Source organism: Pseudomonas sp. P5_109 (assembly GCF_034009455.1).
GTDB lineage: Bacteria > Pseudomonadota > Gammaproteobacteria > Pseudomonadales > Pseudomonadaceae > Aquipseudomonas.
In genome coordinates, this window is sequence record NZ_CP125380.1 from 2520704 (window position 1) to 2538080 (window position 17377).

Below are 17377 nucleotides of genomic sequence, written 5' to 3' on the forward strand. Positions count from 1 at the left end.
CTTTGACCGGGCACTGGTCAAAACGCCCATAAAATAGAGCAAATTGACCTATTTCACTGCCCTGGGCCCAGCCCTAACCTAGTGCCCAACAACCCATCTCCCGGATCAAGGGCATAACAAAATGACTGAATACAAATTGGCGTTGGTTGGCTTTGGCGGTGTTAACCGGGCATTGGCTCAGCTGATTGCCGAACGTAACGAACAGTGGAAAACAGAACTGGGTTTCACCCTGAAAATCGTCGGTGTGACTGACTTGTTTCTCGGTTCGGTGATTGGCCGCGAAGGGCTGGACGCCAATGTGCTCGCCCAATTGCCGGCAGTCAAAGGTGCATTGGCGCAACTGTCGGGTGGCGACGTCACAGCCCTCAATGAAGCGGTGATCAAGGATTGCGGCGCGGACATTATTGTTGAAGCCACGTTTACCAACCCAGTGGACGGTGAACCGGCGACTTCGTTCTGCCGTTGGGCGCTGGAGGGCGGCCAACATGTCGTCACCACCAACAAGGGCCCGATCGCTTTGCACGGCGCCGAGCTCAAGGCACTGGCTCGACGCAAGCATGTCGCCTTTGAATACGAAGGCTCGGTCATGAGCGGCACGCCGGTGATTCGCCTGGCCAGGCAGGCGCTGGCCGGCAGCTCCATTGTCGGTTTTGAAGGAATTCTCAACGGCACGTCCAACTTCGTGCTGACCAGCATGGAAGGTGGCCTGGGGTTTGCCGAGGCCGTCAGCAAGGCTCAGGAGCTGGGTTACGCCGAAGCCGACCCGACGGCGGATGTCGAGGGTCATGATGTACGCCTCAAGGTGGTGATCCTGGCGAATGAACTGCTGGACGCGAAGCTGACGGTCAGCGACGTCACGTGCAGTGGCATTTCCTCCCTCAGCCTTGGCGACATCGAAAAAGCCCGGCAGGACGGCGCTCGCTGGAAGCTGATCGGGTCGGCGATGCGTCATGCCGATGGCTCGATAAGTGCCAGTGTCGAACCGCGGCTGTTGAACAACAACCATCCGCTGGCCAGTGTTGGCGGCGCAACGAACGCGGTGTCGTTTACCTCCGAACTGCTCGGTGCGGTGACGGTTTCGGGGCCGGGAGCCGGGCGCACGGAAACAGCGTTTGCGCTGCTCTCGGACATCATCAGCATCCATCAATCCATTGCACGCAACCAGGAGTAAGCCTGTGAAACTATCGCGTCTGGTTCTGGATATCGTGGAGCCGCCCATTGAAGTCTTTAACGCCTATGACGGTTCCGTCATTGGCAGCGTAACGAATGTCTGTGCGTCGCAAGTTCCGCAGTTGTTGGAGACGGGACGCAGTGGCGCACTGGCGTGCGCCGCGTTGGCGCGTCATCGTCGGGCTCGCATTCTTGAGCAAGCCGCAATCAACATCGAACATGATGCCGGTGTGTTTGCCAGGCTGATCGTCGACGAGGCCGGGAAGACCCTCAAACAGGCGGAAAAGGAGGTCAAGCGTTGCGTCAACACCCTCAAGCTGTCGGCCGAGGAGGCCAGGCGCAATGCCGGGGAAGTGGTGCCTTTCGACGCTTATGAAGGCTCCGAATCGCGTCAGGGCTGGTTTTCCCGTGAACCTCTGGGGCTGATCGTTGCGATCACGCCGTACAACGATCCGTTGAACCTGGTGGCGCACAAACTCGGTCCGGCCATTGCGGGCGGTAACGCGGTGATTCTCAAACCCTCTGAGCTCGCGCCATTGTCGGCCATTAAACTGGTGTCTTATCTGGTCGCGGCAGGCTTGCCTGAATCAGTGGTTACAGTTGCCACCGGCGGCGCGGAACTGGGCAAGGCGTTGGTCGCCGCCCGTGAGGTGCGGATGATTTCCTTCACCGGCGGTTTCGTCACCGCAGAGCAGATCGCCCGCACGGCCGGGTTGAAGAAACTGGCCATGGACCTGGGCGGCAATGCGCCGGTAATCGTCATGGGCGACTGCGACCTTGAGGCCGCTGTCGAGAGTTGCGTGTCCGGAGCCTTTTGGGCAGCGGGGCAGAACTGCGTAGGCACTCAGCGCTTGCTGATTCAGGCGTCTGTTTATGAAGCGTTCCGAGAGCAATTCGTCAGCCAGGCGCGTGCGCTTGTGGTCGGCGATCCATTGCTGGCCGATACCGATATCGGCCCCATGATTACTGCGCAAGCCGCGCAGAATGCCGAGCAAGTGGTCAACGAGGCCTTGCAAGAAGGCGCCACGTTGCTCTGCGGCCATCGGCGTGCAGGATCGTGCTACGCCGCCACCGTGCTGGAAAACGTCGATCACGCCAGTCGACTCTGGCGCAATGAAGTCTTCGCTCCGGTGGTGGTATTGCAGCTTTTCGAAACCTTCGATGAAGCCATCGCGTTGGCCAATGAGCCCGAATACAGCCTGCATGCCGGGATCTTCACCAATGATCTGGCAACCGCGATGAGCGCCGCACGGAGGATCGAAGCCGGGGGAGTGATGATCAACGACTCTTCCGACTACCGCTTCGATGCGATGCCGTTTGGCGGTTCCAAGTACGGTAGCCTGGGCCGGGAAGGGGTGCGTTTTGCCTACGAGGAAATGACCCAACCCAAGGTGGTGTGCCTTAACACGTTGGGTTAGTCGATTCGCGGTAAATGGATCAGCTCGTATGGCATTGGGTCGGTTTGGTCACCGGCCCAATGCGTTTTGCTGAATGGGGAGAAAGGAGAAGTTGGATATTTCCACTGCGCTGATAATCGCCAAGAAAGCGTCTGTTGCGATCTGAGGGGCGGTGAGATTTGAAGAATGACGACTTCTGGCCGTTTTGTGCATGTCGTGACTGACCCTTTGGGCTTAAGCGGTCGGTGACAGGCCAGTGGCAAATCGAAAGCAAGCGGGCGCGCTATCACCGAATTAACTGAATTTTATAGCGATGCCCTGACCACCAATGGACAATCAACTGGCTGGGCTCCCGATACGTCGAGGGTCTCGATCAGGTGCCGGGCAGCCTTGCGACCGATCTCGTAGTACGGCAGTTGCACCGTGGTCAGCGGCGGGATGAACAGCTCAGCAATGCCGATCATTTTGTCGTAGCCGAGCACGGCGACATCGTCGGGCATTTTCAGGCCACGGCCCAACAATAGCTGATAGGTACAAAAGGCAATGCGGTCGTTGCCACAGATCAGAATGTCGAATTGGGGACGACCCTCAATGATGTGCCGGTCGAGGATGGCTGCGGTTTCACCATAGGCGTCATGATCGGAAAGGTCGTATTGCAGGTGTGCGTCAGGCAACAGTCCGAATGCCTGACAGGCACGTTGCAGACCTTTTTGTCGCAGGTTCCAGGCCAGACTCTGTTTTGGCAGATTGATACACAGAGGGCGCCGATAGCCCTGGCTCAACGCGTGATGTACGGCTCGATACTGCCCCGCTTCGTCGTCTGGCACATAACTGACCAGGTGACTGTCATCGGCCAGGCAATTGGCGAGTACCAGGGGTTTGCTTTTCAAGCGCTCGGGAATGCATACCTGGCGAAACCCCATGGCGCTGAAGATCAACCCGTCGGGGCGGTGCGACAACATCAGGTCGATGTTCTGGTCGGTGGGCGGGTTGCTCAACAGGTTAAGGATGAACACATTCCAGCTGGCTTGCTGCGCAGTCTGTTCGATGGACAGCAGCAACTCGACGGCGAACGGTGTGGTCGCGGTGTCCAGCGCGAACACACCGATGGTTTCAAAGCTTTCAAGAAGTATGAAAAAGGAGATGGGGTGCTAGGGGTCGAGTGTTCGAATCACTCCGTCCCGACCATATAATTCAAGGGGTTGCGAGATTTTATCTAGCGACCCCTTTTTTATTTTTGGTCGTTTTTCCCCCTACAAAACGACTGGCTCTGGGTGGAATCTTCAGCTGATACCAAGGTTGGAGTTTTCCCCGTGGGCTTTAGTCCCGGCTTGATAAGTGAGTTGAGGACGGTTTTTGGGTTCATTTCTGTCACGCGTTACCGGCGCTATTGGCCGATTGCTGCCCTTCAGAAAGAATGGCTATCCAAACAGCTGTCGTCCTCCTATCAGCCCATTGCAGCCATATTAATCAACGACGCTGTTTACCAAGACATTGCCGACCAGAGCCATTCGATTGGCACCTTAGGGCATGGCTTCACTGGTAGCGGGCACCCGCTAGCTACTGCAGTCGCCCTGGAGAATCTTACAATTATCGAAGAGGAGGGCCTGGTTCAGCATGCTGCTGAAATGGGGATTATCCTTCGCAAGGGGCTTCAGCAGTTTGCTGATCATCCAATGGTTGGTGAGGTTCGTGGTGTGGGGTTGATTGCTGCCGTTGAGTTGGTAGCCGACCGGCACACAAAAGAGCCTTTTCAGGCTGTTGGCAGACTCGGGCGGTATCTGTCCTCTCAGACCCAGGAACGTGGAATGATCAACCGAGTCATGGGAGATGCATTGGCATTCTGTCCTCCGTTGATCTCAACGGAGAAGGATATCAATGAAATCCTTGGAGTTTTTGCGGCTTCTTTGGATGCGACACAGCACTGGTACCTCGAACACACTGCACAGTAGTTAACGCCACTCACTACAGGCAGAGCCGGAATGCGGAGTCCTCTGTCCAGCAGCTTCATACCCGCTGCTATCAGGCGTGGAGCGATTAGTGTCAAGGTGCAATAGACTGGCACGGTGGCGAGAAGGGAGCGTCGAGTGATCATGGTGATTTTGGCCATGAAATTGATTCACCCTACTTTTCTCCCCACAAAAACGTCAGCTCTTGGTGGACGTTACTGGACTCTCGTAGAGCAGAACATCGCTGGAACTCAAGTAAGTACTAGCTTGGAAAAATCCAGAGTAAAATTTTGGAGGCTTTCAAGATGTATGAAAAAGGAGGATCACCGCAAGGCAAATGGCCGCGTTCTGTACAGGCACTGGGTCGGCCTGAGCCACTCATTGCCGCGATGACAGCCGCTGATGCAACACACCCTGTGGACTGAACAATGTCAATTGATCGTCATCCACAGCCAGCAGCGCAGAAAGGTTCAAGCGGTCTTCACGTATCGCGGTACTGAAATGCTTTAGGTCAGCATCCGCGACGCTCACCAGCCCACCATTACCAACTACCACCACGCGGCCATCGGCCAACTGGATCACGGCGGTGATCGCCTCCTGGCTGCCGATGTCCAACTCGCGCCAAGAATCGCCGCGGTCTTCGCTGACCAGCACCCGCCCGCTCATGCCAGCCAGTAGCACGCGGCCGTCGCGCAATGTGATGCCGCTCCATAACGAGCCACTGACGCCGGTATGCAACGTCTCCCATGTCACACCGTTGTCGCGCGAGCGGTACGCGTTGCCGCCCTCCGCGGCGATGAACAGGCTGCCATCCGGTGCGCAGAAGATGTGATTGAGGTGATAGTCATCATCGTTCGCACCCAGGCTCAGGCGTTGCCAGCTCTGACCACCATCCTGGGTCTCGCTGGCGTAGCCATAGGCGCCGGTGACTATGCCATGGCGGGTGTTCTCGAACCAGACGGAAAGCAGTACGGGTTTGTCTTCCAGGCGCTGCTGCAGAGTCCAGTTCTCGCCCGCATCGCTGGTGTGCAACAGCACGCCGCCATGACCGACCGCCCATCCATTTTGCGCGTCGGCGAAACTAACCGCGGTCAGCAGCGTATCGACAGGAACCACCCTGGCTTGCCGCCAGTCCTGCCCCCCGTCGGAGAGCGCCACGACGCCATAATCGCCCACCGCGACCAGGCGCTCACCGGCCTGGCTCACCGCCACCAGCGGGGCGTGTTGTGCTTGGGTTTGGCGCATGGCGGGAGTCCGTTCAGCGGCACGGCTGTAGAGGACCATGTTGGCGCCTGCCAGCAAGGCGCAAACCAGCAGCAAACGCACGGGAGTGAAGTCTCTCTTGGGCATTTCGTGTCCTCCAATCAGTGCGCAACCAGAGGCGCGCAAACCGGCCCCCGACGCGGAATCAGCACATCCAGCATCACTGCGATGGCCGGTAACAGGGTGATCGCCATCAGCATGTTGACCATGAACATGAAGGTCAGCAGCAGCCCCATGTCAGCCTGGAACTTCAGCGCCGAGAACGACCAGGTGGCCACACCGATGGACAGGGTGATGGCCGTGAAGATGGTCGCCACGCCGACCTCGCGCAGCGCCAGCTTGAAGGCGCTGGCGATGTCCAGCCCCTCGGCCAGGTGCAACTGCAGACGGTTATAGATGTAGAAGGCGTAATCCACGCCGATGCCGACCGCGAGCACCATCACCGGCAAAGTGGCGACAGTCAGGCCAATATCCAGCGCCTTCATGAAGCAGTAACCGAGAAAGGTGGCCAAGGTCAGCGGCAGGCAGCAGGCGACCATCGCTCGCCAGTCGCGGTACACCACAAAGACCAGCAGCACGATGGTCAGGTAGACGTAGAGCATCATCGGTAGCTCGGAGCTTTCGACGATCTCGTTGGTGGCCGCCTGCACCCCGGCATTGCCACTGGCGAGGCGCACGTTTACCCCCACCATTGGGTGCTCGGCGCGGTATTGCTGAACGGCCTCCACCACGGTTTTCAGGGTGCTGGCCTTGTGGTCGGCCAGATACAGGTTGACCGGCAGCAAGCTGCAATCTGCGTTGTACAGCCGCAGCCCCTCGGGTACCTGGCGCACCGCTTCACCGAGTGACAGCTCATCCGCCGGTAGCGCCACCCATTTCGGATTGCCCTCGTTGACTCCGGAGGCCGAGAGCTTGGTCAGTACAGGCAACGACTGCGCCGATAGAACACCCGGCACATTGGCCAGGTACCAGGTCAGCCGGTCGATGTAGGCCATCACCTCGTGCTGATAGCAGCTGTTCTTCGGCGTTTCCACCGCGACTGTGAAGAGATCCAGGCCGAGACCGAAATGGCTGACCACGCTTTCCACGTCTTTGTTATAGCGCGAGTCGATATGCAACTCCGGCGCGCCCGGCAGGACATGGCCGACATGCCGACCCTGGCTCTGCCACACGGCGGCGACCAGCAGCACCAGACACAGCACCGCCCCGATTGCCGCATTACGCGTCTCGGCGATGCGCCCGAGCTTGAGCATGGCGCTGTCACGCCCGCGGCGAAGTCGATCGACGCGTGTCACATAGGCCTGATCGAAGCGGAAATAGCTGGCCAGCACCGGCAGCATGATCAGGTTGGTGACTATCTTGTAGGCCACCCCAACCGAGGCGGTGATCGCCAGTTCGCGAATCATAGGGATTGGCACCAGCACCAGCGTAGCGAAGCCGACGAACGCGGTGATCAGCGCCAACGTGCCGGGAATCAGTAAGCCGGAGAAGCTGCGGCGCGCGGCGGTCATGCCATCGGCGCCGGCGCAGACCTCCTTGGAGATGAAGTTGACCTGCTGCACGCCATGGGACACGCCGATGGCGAACACCAGGAAAGGCACCAGGATCGCCAGCGGGTCGAGGCCGAAGCCGAGCAGCGTGATGGTGCCGAACTGCCAGACCACCGACACCAGCGAACAGCACAGCGGCAGGAAGGTCAACGCCCAGGAGCGGGTGTACCAATAGACCGCCAGCACGGTGAGCAGGAACGCCAGGGCGAAGAAACCCATCACCGACGTGGCGCCAGCGCCGATGTCGCCCATCTGCTTGGCGAAACCGATGATTTGCACCTCGTATTGGTCGTCGCCGTACTTGGCCCGCACTTCGTCCTCCAGGCGCTGGCTGAACTCCAGGTAGTTCAGGCGTTGGCCGGTCTGCGGGTCAGGATCGGCCAGCTCGGCCAGCACCATGGCCCCGGAGTAGTCGTTGGCCACCAGGCTGCCGACGAAGCCGCCAACCAGGGTGCGCTCACGAATGCCGACTATGGCCTGGTCGTTCAGAGTGGCCACGGTGACGTCGCCTCCCACCACATCCTCGGCCTTCATGCCCTCTTCGGTAATCTGTACCGCGCGGGTGTTCGGGGTCCACAGCGAGGTCACCGTGCGGCGGTCGATGCCGGGCATGAAGAACAGGGTCTGGGTCAGGTCGTTGAGCTTGGTCAGCGCCTCCTTGTTCCAGATATCGCCGTCCTTGGCGTGCAGCACCACGATGATGCGATTGGCGCCGAACAGCACGTCGCGGTACTGGTTGAAGGTCTTGATGAACTCGTGCTGCTGCGGCAGCTGCTTGTCGAAGCCGGCAGACATGCGTAGCTGCGCGGCGAAGCCGCCCATCACCAGGGTAATCAAGGCCAGCACGCCGAGGGTGGCAAGACGATGACGGAAGAAGAAGCGCTCGAGGCCGAGCACCAGGGAAGTCAGCATGGTTATGCCTTCCTGAAATTACCAAGCGAACGGAGCAGGGCGGGACTGGCCCGCCTTACGCCGGCGGTCAGAACGAGTAGGAGATGTTGCCGCTGATGAAATCGCGGTCAGTCATCAGGTTGTTGTCGCCGCCGCCCCAGTACTGCACCCACTGCAGGCCACCCTTCCAACGGTCGCGGTAGTTGAACAGCAAGGCGCTGGTCAGCGACTTGCGGCCCTCGACGAACGGCGATGCGTTCGGCGTGGTGCCGTTGACGTCGTGGTAGAAGTCCAGCTGCGGCGTGAGGGTGATACCGCTACCGAACGCATTCGGGTAGTTGATGCCCATCTCGGCGACGTAGCCCCAGGAGGTTTTGTCCGGCAGTGAATAGTCCGGGAGCAGGTATGGCGTCTCGCCCGAGGTGTCCAGATCCGGATAGTGTGTGACGACCGCCTCGGCTAGCAGGAAGCCATCGGAGGCGCCCAGGCTCCTGGGAATGAAGCCCAGCGGGTCGCTGGCGGAGAAGCTGTAGACGGCATTCACATGTGCCTGCCATTTCTTCTCTTCGACATAGCCCTTGCTGACGCCGTTGTCGTACACGCTGAATTCATTGAACTGGCCGGTGAAGGCGGCGCCAAAGGGCACCAGGGGATCAATGCTCACGCTGTCGTTGGGCCGGTAGGACAGCTCCGCGCCGACAGCCACCGGTCCCACCATGGTGTTCATCGACAGGCCGAACAGATTCTTGTCTTCGCCGTAGTTGATGAAGTAGTTGTCGACCAGCAGGGTATCGGGGGAGCGGGTGGCCGTGTAGCCGACGAAGGGCAACTTGTCATGGTAGCGCTGGTAGAACACGCCGAACTCGGTCTCGATCTCCTCCGCCGTCCAGCGTAGGGCGATGCCGTACTGCCCACTGTTTTTCGCTTCACGCCTGCCGGCGTAGGGAATCGCCAGCCCCGTGGCGAACATCTGTTCGTCGCTCAGGCCGCTGATGCCTGGCGCGCCGCAGCGTCCCGTGGGCGTCAGGTCGGCGCAAGTCAGGCCGAGCAAGGGGCTGAAGACATTGTTGACGAAGCTGGTCGAGAGGTAGATCGGCAGATTGCCTTCACCCACCACATCGCTCCCCGAGTAGTAGGTGCCCACCGGGTCGATGCCATAGGCGTTCCACTTGAACTGGTAGTAGGCCTCAACGCTGAGGGTCTCGCTCAGCCCGAGGTTGAACGAAGCCATAGGTGCCGGGATGAACACCTCCTTCAATTGGGTGCCGGGGGTGTGGTAGTTCGCAAGGTTGATGGCGTTGATCTGGTTGATGCCACCGGTCACGAAGATTTCCTCGCCCCAGCTGATCACCTGGTTGCCGACCTTGACCTTGGCTGGCATCTCACCCAGGTCGAAACTCTTCGCCACCCAGAGGTCGAGCAACTCCAAGCGCTCGGTGGCTTCGCGCCTGGCGTCGTTGTCCAGGTCGGTGTTTCGGGTGTCATCCATCTTGAAGTCTTTCGCCCAGGCGACCCGGCCGAGTGCGCTCCAACCCTCACCGAGTTTCAAGCTCAACTCATGGTTGCCCTTGATCACCTGGGAGAAGACATCGTGCTTGTTGTAGTTGAGGTTGCCATCGTCAGCATTGCTGTAGCTGATATCGGCGTTGGCGTAGCCATTACCTTTGCTCAGATTGTAGAAGCGCCCGGTCTGAGTCTGGGTGCCGTTGTTACAGCCACCGCTGTCGCCGCCGAGGATATGGCAGTCCTGCGGCTCCAGGCGCTGAGCGAAGCCATAGGACAGACTCGAATCCAGGCTGCCGGATATCCCCGCGTCCGAGCCGAAGCGAAACGCGTGGCCCGGCGCGCTCCAGACCAGGCCGCAGGCCGCCATCATCACCAGGGGCAGGTTGTTTTTGACACGCGGGAAGCCCGGCGCGGCAAGGGCCGCGCCTTTATTTTTGTTATGCATGAGCTTTTCCTCAGGTCGGACTTAACGTTCGCCGCGGCGACGCAGTTCGTCGGAGTTGAACATCTTGTCGTTGACCCGGCCTTCGAGGCCTGCGGTCAGGTCGAGCACCTTGCCTTCCTGGGTAAAGCCGTCGGCGATGTAGCGACGGGCGATCAGGTCATAGCTGACGTACTCGATGGAGGTGCATGCCTGGATCTGTGGATTGGCCCAGACGCTGCCTTCCTGGGCACGCCAAAGATTGCCCTTGGCGTCGAACATATCGACGTGTAGCAATGCCCAGCTGTCCTCGTCGAAGTAGAACACCCGCTTGGCCAGGGAGTGGCGCTTGTCAGCTTTCACCGTTGCCTCCACCACCCAGACCCGGTGCTGCTCGTAACGCTGCACGTCACGATTGAGGTAGTCCTGACCGATCAACTGCTCATAGTTGTTCGACTTATCGACCAACTTGTAAGAGTTGTACGCAACAATCATTTCCTTTTTGCCGACCAGCTTGTAGTCGTAACGATCGAGCGCACCGGTGTACATATTGATCTGGTCAACGTAGTAGAGGCTGTCGGAGCCAGCAATCGGGTTGTCGTAGGCAAAGGAGGGTGCGCGCCGCACGCGGCGTTGGCCAGGGAAGTAGATCCAGGCATCCTGCGGCTTATCCAACTGCGCATGCACCAGGTACATCTCGCCTGCCCGGGACGAGGGTGAAAGCAGGTCATACATCAGCATGGCTTCGATATTGCCGGTATCTGCCGGGGCTTTTACGGCCGGGTCGTTATAGGGGTAGAACTCGTAGGATTTCTGCTCGACTTGCGTCAGCGTCCCCCCTTTGTCCCGCATCAGAAACGCGGCATCGAATTGCCGACCCTTGGCGATGTAGCGCAATTTGTAGTTCCACATCGCCTCCACACCGCTGACTGGTAGCGGAAACGGAATCGCCTCGCCGGCCGCGGCTTCCAACTGCCAACCGTCAGCGCCAACCTTGCTCTGTGCGGCGAATTGTTTGGTGCGCTGCGCCACGGCGTCCGGGAAGGTGCAACTGCGATGGGTCGGATAAACGTCCACGCGGTAGCCGGGATAGGCCTTGATCAGTTCAATCTGTCCGGCGGGCAACTTTGCCTGATGTTGAGCGAGATTCTGTGCATTGACGCTGAAAAGCACCTTGTCAGCCCCATAGGGGTCACCATGGCCGGGCTCCCAGCCAGCTGGGGCTCGGGTCAGGCCTCCCTCCCAGGCCGGGATGCTGCCATCCACGGTGCCAGCCCGCTCCGCACCGAAGGGGGTGAGTTGTTTGCCGAGTTGCTCCAGTTCAGCTGAAGTGGCCGCCTGTGCCGTGCTCAGGCCCCAGCATGCAAGCAGGGCGCTAAACAGCAAAGTCCGTTTGAACATGCTATTCACGAGGTGTCTCCTATTATTGTTAGAGGTCGGAGCGCAGGGCTGGGCGGCGTTCGCACAGCTTTCCAGCGGCGCCAGTGAATCAGATAAACAGGGTTCGATTGGCTATCAGATAGTCGCGCAAGGCCATGGGAGGTCGACCGGTCAACTGCGCAAAGCTGTCGGTGACAGGAATGTCGAGGTAATCGCGGGTTTCATGCCGGAAGTAGGTCATGAGCAAATCAAAGGCCTCTCCGGTGGCGGTGCGCAGGGGCTGGTCATCGTCCACCATCGTGACCGGCTCACCGATCACTTCGCCCAGTAGCTCGGCGAGCTGGGTAAAGTCGATGCGCTCAGTGCCGGTAAGCAGATACTCGTGACCCACATGGAGAGCGGCATCGCTTGCCAGGATCCTGGCGGCGGCTGCGGCAACGTCGCACTCAGACAACCACAGGCGTGATGCATGGGTGGCCTGCGGCATGGCCAGGCGCCGGTGTTGTTTAATCTCGGCAGCCAGGAACCAGGGCACATTGAACATCAGCCAACTGGCAACATTGAGGTAGGTCATGGGTAAGCCACTGGCATCAAATAGTGGCTTCGCGACAACCGAGAGGTTGGCCCCACAGCGGGTGGCCAGAATGTCCGGCTCCAATTGATCAGCCGTCAGCCCTGGCGGGAGGGAGATCAAACGCAGTACCTGGGCAACACAGCCGGCTTCCTGAATGGCGTTAATCAGGTTGGGGGTGACAATATTTTCGTCGGTGTAAAAATCCGGCGAGACAATAAACACCTTGTCTACGTCGGTAAAAGCGGCGGGCAGACTACCGGGGTCGTACCAGTCGGCCTTAAGTACTTCAGCCTGTGGATGCAGGGCACGCAGTAAATCGCACCCGGCGTCGCGGCTGCTGGTCAGACGTAAGTTTATAGCTGGGTATTTTACCGCCAGTGCTTGAGCGGTCAGTCCACCAATATTTCCCGTGGCACCCAGAATGAGCACTCTGCTTGTTTTGTTCACAGTCAATAAGTCCTGATGATTGATTAAATATTCAGCCTTGCCGGTAACGATGGAATGACCACTGACGCCCGCGCAAGTTGTAGTGGTGCATCAAGTCTCAATGCGCATTGCAACGTGTTGGTTCGATTATTTGTGTGGTTGTGGCGCAGGCGTTAGCCAAAAATCGCAGTGTTTACGATGTTTGAATTATTGCCGGGCGCACTTAACCGATGCTTCGGCGACATGTGTTGCGCGCGTGCAGAATTAGCGCCGGTCACTGAGTGCTCCAGCGCTATTATCCAATTGGTAAATAGCTTTATATTCAAAAGTATCGCACTGGGCGAAATGTTAGTGCACAGGAATAGCGGGCTGGTTAGTCAGGAGCAACATCACGTTAACTGGCATAACGTCGGCGCGTCTCGGATGGCAGATCGCCGAACAGGCGCTTGTAATCTGCGCTGAAATGCGACGGATGCCAAAATCCCCAGCGCGCAGCAATATCCAGCACGGAAGTCTGTGGCCCGCCAGACTTGATGTCCTGCCGCACATAGTTGAGTCGCAATGCGCGTAAGTAAGCCACTGCGGTCATGCCCAGGACGTCCTGGAATGCATATTCCAGGGTGCGTGAGCCAACTCCCAGGTAGTGACAAAGCCTGGCAATGGTGAAGCTCTCACCCTGGGGGTCGTGAAACAGGTATTCACGCGCCCGTGCAACCAGGGCATAGCGATGTTTGGGCATGGCGAATGCGCACAGTTTGTCGCCGTTGCCAAGCAACTTGAGCACTTGTGTGTAAATGGATTCAGTCAGTGAGTCCTGTGCATGCTGGTGCTGCAAGGCGCCTGGGTTGTTGAGCAGAACGGTCAGTACGGTTTGCAGAAATGTTTGCAGCTGCGCAGCCTGATCTGGCATGACTTTTAGAAAGGCCGTTTTATCAAGGCTGCGAGCGACATCGGCATCTTTGATTTGATCTGCATAGGCAGTGAAGACGTCAGTATCGAAGCTCAGGGTCAGCAAGTCGCTTGAATGTGCTGTGTAGTAGGTAAAGGTTTCATCCTCGGCAAAGCAGACGATTTCCCGGTGATTGACTTCGGTGCCACTGAACAGGGCAGGTTGGGACAACGACAGCGGCAGGGCAATGGAGCGCGAATTGGCTTTGGTGGCGAACTTAACGCACATGCGCTGGGAGGTGATTTCGCGAAACAGTTGCATGCCGGCAAAGCTCACCAGGCTGCAGCGTCCGGCAAAGAATCCGTTGCTCAACTGCTGGACCTCGCTGGACCAGCCAGGCAGGGTCGCGCCATAGTCATCAACGTCATGCAGTTCTGCAACGCTGACGACGACGGGATCAGTCGCGATCAATGGAGTAGGGGAGCAAAGGCCGCCGCTGGTGTTCACTGGCAATCTCCTTGGACAACATACGATTCCTGGCGGTTACTCCGCCGAGCACTAAGCGCCTTTATCCCATGCGGCGCGTATCACCACTACTCCTGTAATCGCCCATCGTGCTGAAAGTGCACTGACGATCGGTCTCGCGCAGCCTAAGCGATTGGCAGCGCCAGCGTTAGCCAATAAACGCAATTTACTCTATGCGGATATTGGGTAACACCTGGCTGGGCGTTGATCTGACACTACGGCCATCAGGTTATTCCCGTTTGCCGAGGAGGCCGATGACCTGCGCTGGCGCTGTTTAAGCCAGCCCATAGGCTGCAGTGCCGGTGGGTAATCAAATCCTCCCGGTCAAAACAAAAAGGACAGCGGCAATGTCTAGCAGAGATATGATGATTTACGCGGCTGTTTCGTCCCTGGTGTGGGTCGGGTTTTATTACGGATACCGCTTTCTCAAGTTGAAAAACGATATGTTGGGCTACGAGTGGTTCTTTCTGGCCGTGTCTGCAACCAACGTGATTTTAGATAAGGCCGGTGTCTTTGAATTTTCCGCCTATGTCTGGCATTACCTGGATACGTTCTCAAAATTATTTGGTGTCACCGTTATTGGTGCCATCGGATTAATGAAAGTGACGCATAACTTTGAATTGTCCAAAGGTAAGGAGATTCTGGTTTTTGTCGTCGCGCTTGTTCTCAGTTACGGCTTTGAAACGCTGGACTTCATGCGGGCGGCATTGCCGGTCGCTTCAATGTTGGCAGCCGTACTCTTTTTAATCTTCTGCGGTTGTATCGTGCAGCAAGCATTCAAATACAAGCTGATCTTGCACGGCTGGTTGATGATCGTGCTTATCGTCCTGAATCTGTTTGTCGCCGCTATCCAGGACTTCATGGTTCTGCCCAATGAAGACACTGCGGTGTTTTTCAATAAGTGGGTGATTGAAACCCTGGCCTGGTCGTTGATTTTTACAGAGATTTTCTATGTGTATCGCGCCCTGGCGCGCAAGAAGGGAATGGCATAGGCCCACCGTCATACACAGCGAGAAAACCCCGATCGCAGCCAACTTCAATAGCTTCTGGGTAGGTAGGTAATGTCGATATGTTCAAACGTTTAGCGTGCTATTTCATGCTGGGCACTTCACTGCAACTGCCCTTGGCACTGGCTGATATTGCGGTGGAGCAGGCCAGGGTCGAAACCCTGGCAGCCCATGACGGTCAGCATTGGTTCTGGGTATGGGGCAATCGAGCGCCGACGCAGCTCGATGGTCGAGCCTTTTTGTTCGATGACAGCGGCAAGATGCTGGGCCAGCTTGATACCGGCTTCTGGTTCAACAGCCTGTTGCCTGCGCAGTCGCGTAATGAGTTGTTTTCCGTCGAAACCTATTTCAGTCGCGGCACCCGTGGAACCCGCAGCGATATGGTGACGGTCTATGACCCGTTGACCCTCGCGCCCAAACGGGAGATCCCGATTCCGTCCAAGCGCATCAACGCCTTGGGCAATACGGGTTTGAGTGTGTTGTCGGACGACGAGCGTTTTCTCCTGGTGCTCAATTTTACCCCGGCGCAGTCCATCAGTATCGTCGATCTGGATGCCGATCGTTTTGTCAGCGAGGTGGAGACACCCGGCTGCGCCTCGATCTATCCGGCCGGCAAGCGTGACTTCTATGCCATCTGCGGCGACGGCGGATTTCTTCACCTGCGCCTGGGAGAACAAGGTCAGGTACTGATCCAGCAGCGCAGCAAACCGTTATTCGATCCGCTCAAGGATCTGCTGTCGACTTCGGCTTCGCGGATAGGTGACACCTGGTATTTCGTTTCTCGCGAAAGTCAGGTGTATGCCATTCAGATGGGCCCGGATCAGTTGCGCGTGTCCCGGCAGTGGTCGTTGCTTAGCGGGGATGAGCGCAAGGACGACTGGCGCATGAGCGGCATTCAGCACACCGCCGTACATGCAGCGAGCGGCCGATTGTTCGTGTTGATGCACCAAGGCGGGCCAGACACCTTCCAGGAACCGGGCACCGAAGTCTGGGTCTTCGATGCGAACCAGGGCAAAAAAATCCAGACCATCAAACTGGCGGAGCAGAGCATCTCTATCGGCGTCAGTCCCGGCGTCCAGCCACGACTTTACAGCGTGGACTGGGTGCTGCAGATGCCCTGGCTGGCCAGTGCCTGGATTTATTTAACCGAGGGCCAGGATGGTGTGCTGCGTCGTCTGCAGCAGGACATCAATCTTTACGATGTCGAGAGCGGTGCGCACCTGCGCACCATCACCGGGCTGCCTTATGGATATCTGAACATGGTGCTGCCATGGTGATCGGCCTGCTCGGCGAACCGGTCTGGTTGACCGCCATAAGTGTCGGCATGGCCCTGCTGCTGGGGGCTGCAGGCTGGCACAAATTACGCGACACGCTTGGGTTCAAGGCGGTGTTGCAGAGCTATGACGTGCTTGCGCAAGGGTTGGTTCGTCCAGTTGCCTTGCTGTTGCCATGGCTTGAGATAGGCACCGCCGGCGGGTTGCTGGCTTTCCGGCAGCCCTTCGTTGTGTGGCTCGCGGCGGCGTTGTTGCTGACCTATGCGCTTGCAATGGCGCAGAGCCTGTTGCAGGGCCGGCGCATTGCCGACTGCGGTTGCCAGGCAGGCGCCCGCCGCCAGGCAGTCAGTTGGCCATTGGTATGGCGCAACCTGATTCTCATGCTCCTCACCCTGAATCTGCTGCTGCCGCCGAGCGGCCGCATCCTGGTTTTCTACGATTGGCTGGTGATTGGCTGCGTGGTGCTTACCGGCAGCGCCTTCTACCTTCTGGCCAATACCCTGATTGCCAACCAAAACTCTGCCCGAGAACTCTCTCTATGATTGAAGCACTGGTTGTTGCCATTAGCCTTTCCTGGTTGGCCATCATCGGTTTGTTGGTGACGGTGCTGGCCCTGACCCGGCAAATTGGTCTGCTGCACGAACGCATCCGCCCGGTAGGGGCGCTGTCGCTGGGCAAGGTGATCAAGGTCGGGGATGAGGCGCCAGTCTTCAATCTGCCGAGCCTGACCGGCGGTGCATTGAGTCTGGCTGGCGTCGATGCTGGCGGACTCTCGACACTGCTGTTCTTCCTTTCGCCGACGTGCCCGGTGTGCAAGACCTTGCTGCCGGTGCTCAAGTCGGCCCAGGCAAAGGAACGTGCCTGGCTGCGCGTGATCCTGGCCAGTGATGGTGACGAAGCCGAACAGTTGTCCTTCATTCGGCGTGAAGGGCTGAATGAGTTTGCGTATTTGCTCTCTCCCGAGGTTGGCATGGCTTACCAGATCGCCAAGCTGCCCTATGGGGTGTTGATTGATGCCTCGGGCAAGGTGACCGCACACGGCCTGATCAATACCCGCGAACATCTGGACAGCCTGTTCGAGGCGAAAAGCCTCGGCTACGCCACGGTTCAACAATTTCATGCGGCACATGGCTGAGTTGCCAGGCACACGCATCG

At 58.3% G+C, this 17377-nt stretch carries 13 protein-coding genes and 1 pseudogene; 7 read left to right on the forward strand and 7 right to left on the reverse strand.

Going from position 1 to position 17377, the window contains the following annotated elements:
• Positions 1–121: 121 nt before the first annotated feature.
• Both QMK54_RS11530 and QMK54_RS11535 read left to right on the forward strand, forming a co-directional pair.
• Positions 122–1171 (forward strand): homoserine dehydrogenase, encoded by a 1050-nt coding sequence (locus QMK54_RS11530; RefSeq protein WP_223596756.1) that lies wholly within the window; start codon positions 122–124, stop codon positions 1169–1171.
• Between the two features lie 4 nt (positions 1172–1175).
• Complete coding sequence (locus tag QMK54_RS11535) at positions 1176–2588, forward strand: aldehyde dehydrogenase family protein (RefSeq protein WP_223596758.1); 1413 nt, start codon at positions 1176–1178, stop codon at positions 2586–2588.
• A 284-nt stretch (positions 2589–2872) separates the two neighbouring features.
• Here QMK54_RS11535 and QMK54_RS11540 read toward each other — a convergent pair.
• Positions 2873–3679, reverse strand: a pseudogene (locus tag QMK54_RS11540) (substrate-binding domain-containing protein); the annotation flags it as partial.
• Between the two features lie 201 nt (positions 3680–3880).
• On the opposite strand from QMK54_RS11540, the gene QMK54_RS11545 reads away from it, so the two are divergent.
• Complete coding sequence (locus QMK54_RS11545; protein WP_320402520.1) at positions 3881–4519, forward strand: aminotransferase class III-fold pyridoxal phosphate-dependent enzyme; 639 nt, start codon at positions 3881–3883, stop codon at positions 4517–4519.
• A 375-nt stretch (positions 4520–4894) separates the two neighbouring features.
• Here QMK54_RS11545 and QMK54_RS11550 read toward each other — a convergent pair whose 3' ends face one another.
• From QMK54_RS11550 to QMK54_RS11575, 6 genes are all read right to left on the reverse strand, one after another.
• On the reverse strand, positions 4895–5866 hold the full coding sequence (locus QMK54_RS11550; protein ID WP_223596770.1) for a WD40/YVTN/BNR-like repeat-containing protein: 972 nt from the start codon (positions 5864–5866) through the stop codon (positions 4895–4897).
• Between the two features lie 14 nt (positions 5867–5880).
• Positions 5881–8241 (reverse strand): efflux RND transporter permease subunit, encoded by a 2361-nt coding sequence (locus tag QMK54_RS11555; protein WP_320402521.1) that lies wholly within the window; start codon positions 8239–8241, stop codon positions 5881–5883.
• Between the two features lie 67 nt (positions 8242–8308).
• The gene (locus tag QMK54_RS11560) at positions 8309–10171 is read right to left on the reverse strand and encodes a DUF1302 domain-containing protein (RefSeq protein ID WP_110660165.1); all 1863 of its coding nucleotides are present in this window, start codon (positions 10169–10171) and stop codon (positions 8309–8311) included.
• A gap of 21 nt (positions 10172–10192) precedes the next feature.
• Positions 10193–11548, reverse strand: a complete 1356-nt coding sequence (locus tag QMK54_RS11565) for a DUF1329 domain-containing protein (protein WP_320402522.1) — start codon at positions 11546–11548, stop codon at positions 10193–10195.
• Between the two features lie 88 nt (positions 11549–11636).
• Positions 11637–12548, reverse strand: coding sequence for an NmrA family NAD(P)-binding protein (locus QMK54_RS11570; RefSeq protein WP_320402523.1), 912 nt, complete (start codon positions 12546–12548; stop codon positions 11637–11639).
• A 373-nt stretch (positions 12549–12921) separates the two neighbouring features.
• Positions 12922–13923 (reverse strand): helix-turn-helix domain-containing protein, encoded by a 1002-nt coding sequence (locus tag QMK54_RS11575; protein ID WP_223596778.1) that lies wholly within the window; start codon positions 13921–13923, stop codon positions 12922–12924.
• Positions 13924–14288: 365 nt separating this feature from the next.
• Between QMK54_RS11575 and QMK54_RS11580 the strand changes: the two genes are divergently transcribed.
• The 4 genes from QMK54_RS11580 to mauD all read left to right on the forward strand — a co-directional run bounded on the left by QMK54_RS11580 (position 14289) and on the right by mauD (position 17357).
• Positions 14289–14933 (forward strand): hypothetical protein, encoded by a 645-nt coding sequence (locus QMK54_RS11580; protein WP_110660168.1) that lies wholly within the window; start codon positions 14289–14291, stop codon positions 14931–14933.
• A gap of 77 nt (positions 14934–15010) precedes the next feature.
• Positions 15011–16225, forward strand: coding sequence for an amine dehydrogenase large subunit (locus tag QMK54_RS11585; protein WP_223457176.1), 1215 nt, complete (start codon positions 15011–15013; stop codon positions 16223–16225).
• A complete protein-coding gene (locus tag QMK54_RS11590; RefSeq protein ID WP_320402524.1) occupies positions 16219–16764 on the forward strand; it encodes a MauE/DoxX family redox-associated membrane protein in 546 nt (181 codons plus the stop codon). Before QMK54_RS11585 ends, QMK54_RS11590 begins: the two co-directional genes overlap by 7 nt.
• Entirely contained in the window at positions 16761–17357 is a 597-nt protein-coding gene (gene mauD / locus QMK54_RS11595; protein WP_159996661.1) for a methylamine dehydrogenase accessory protein MauD, read from the forward strand. The genes QMK54_RS11590 and mauD overlap by 4 nt, the downstream gene beginning before the upstream one ends.
• Positions 17358–17377 lie beyond the last annotated feature (20 nt).

Coding starts and splice junctions, on each gene's coding strand:
- QMK54_RS11590 (WP_320402524.1), top strand. CDS start 16,219: ATGGTGATCGGCCTGCTCGGCGAACCGGTCTGGTTGACCGCCATAAGT.
- QMK54_RS11555 (WP_320402521.1), bottom strand. CDS start 8,241: ATGCTGACTTCCCTGGTGCTCGGCCTCGAGCGCTTCTTCTTCCGTCAT.
- QMK54_RS11550 (WP_223596770.1), bottom strand. CDS start 5,866: ATGCCCAAGAGAGACTTCACTCCCGTGCGTTTGCTGCTGGTTTGCGCC.
- QMK54_RS11580 (WP_110660168.1), top strand. CDS start 14,289: ATGTCTAGCAGAGATATGATGATTTACGCGGCTGTTTCGTCCCTGGTG.
- QMK54_RS11585 (WP_223457176.1), top strand. CDS start 15,011: ATGTTCAAACGTTTAGCGTGCTATTTCATGCTGGGCACTTCACTGCAA.
- QMK54_RS11565 (WP_320402522.1), bottom strand. CDS start 11,548: ATGTTCAAACGGACTTTGCTGTTTAGCGCCCTGCTTGCATGCTGGGGC.
- mauD (WP_159996661.1), top strand. CDS start 16,761: ATGATTGAAGCACTGGTTGTTGCCATTAGCCTTTCCTGGTTGGCCATC.
- QMK54_RS11560 (WP_110660165.1), bottom strand. CDS start 10,171: ATGCATAACAAAAATAAAGGCGCGGCCCTTGCCGCGCCGGGCTTCCCG.
- QMK54_RS11530 (WP_223596756.1), top strand. CDS start 122: ATGACTGAATACAAATTGGCGTTGGTTGGCTTTGGCGGTGTTAACCGG.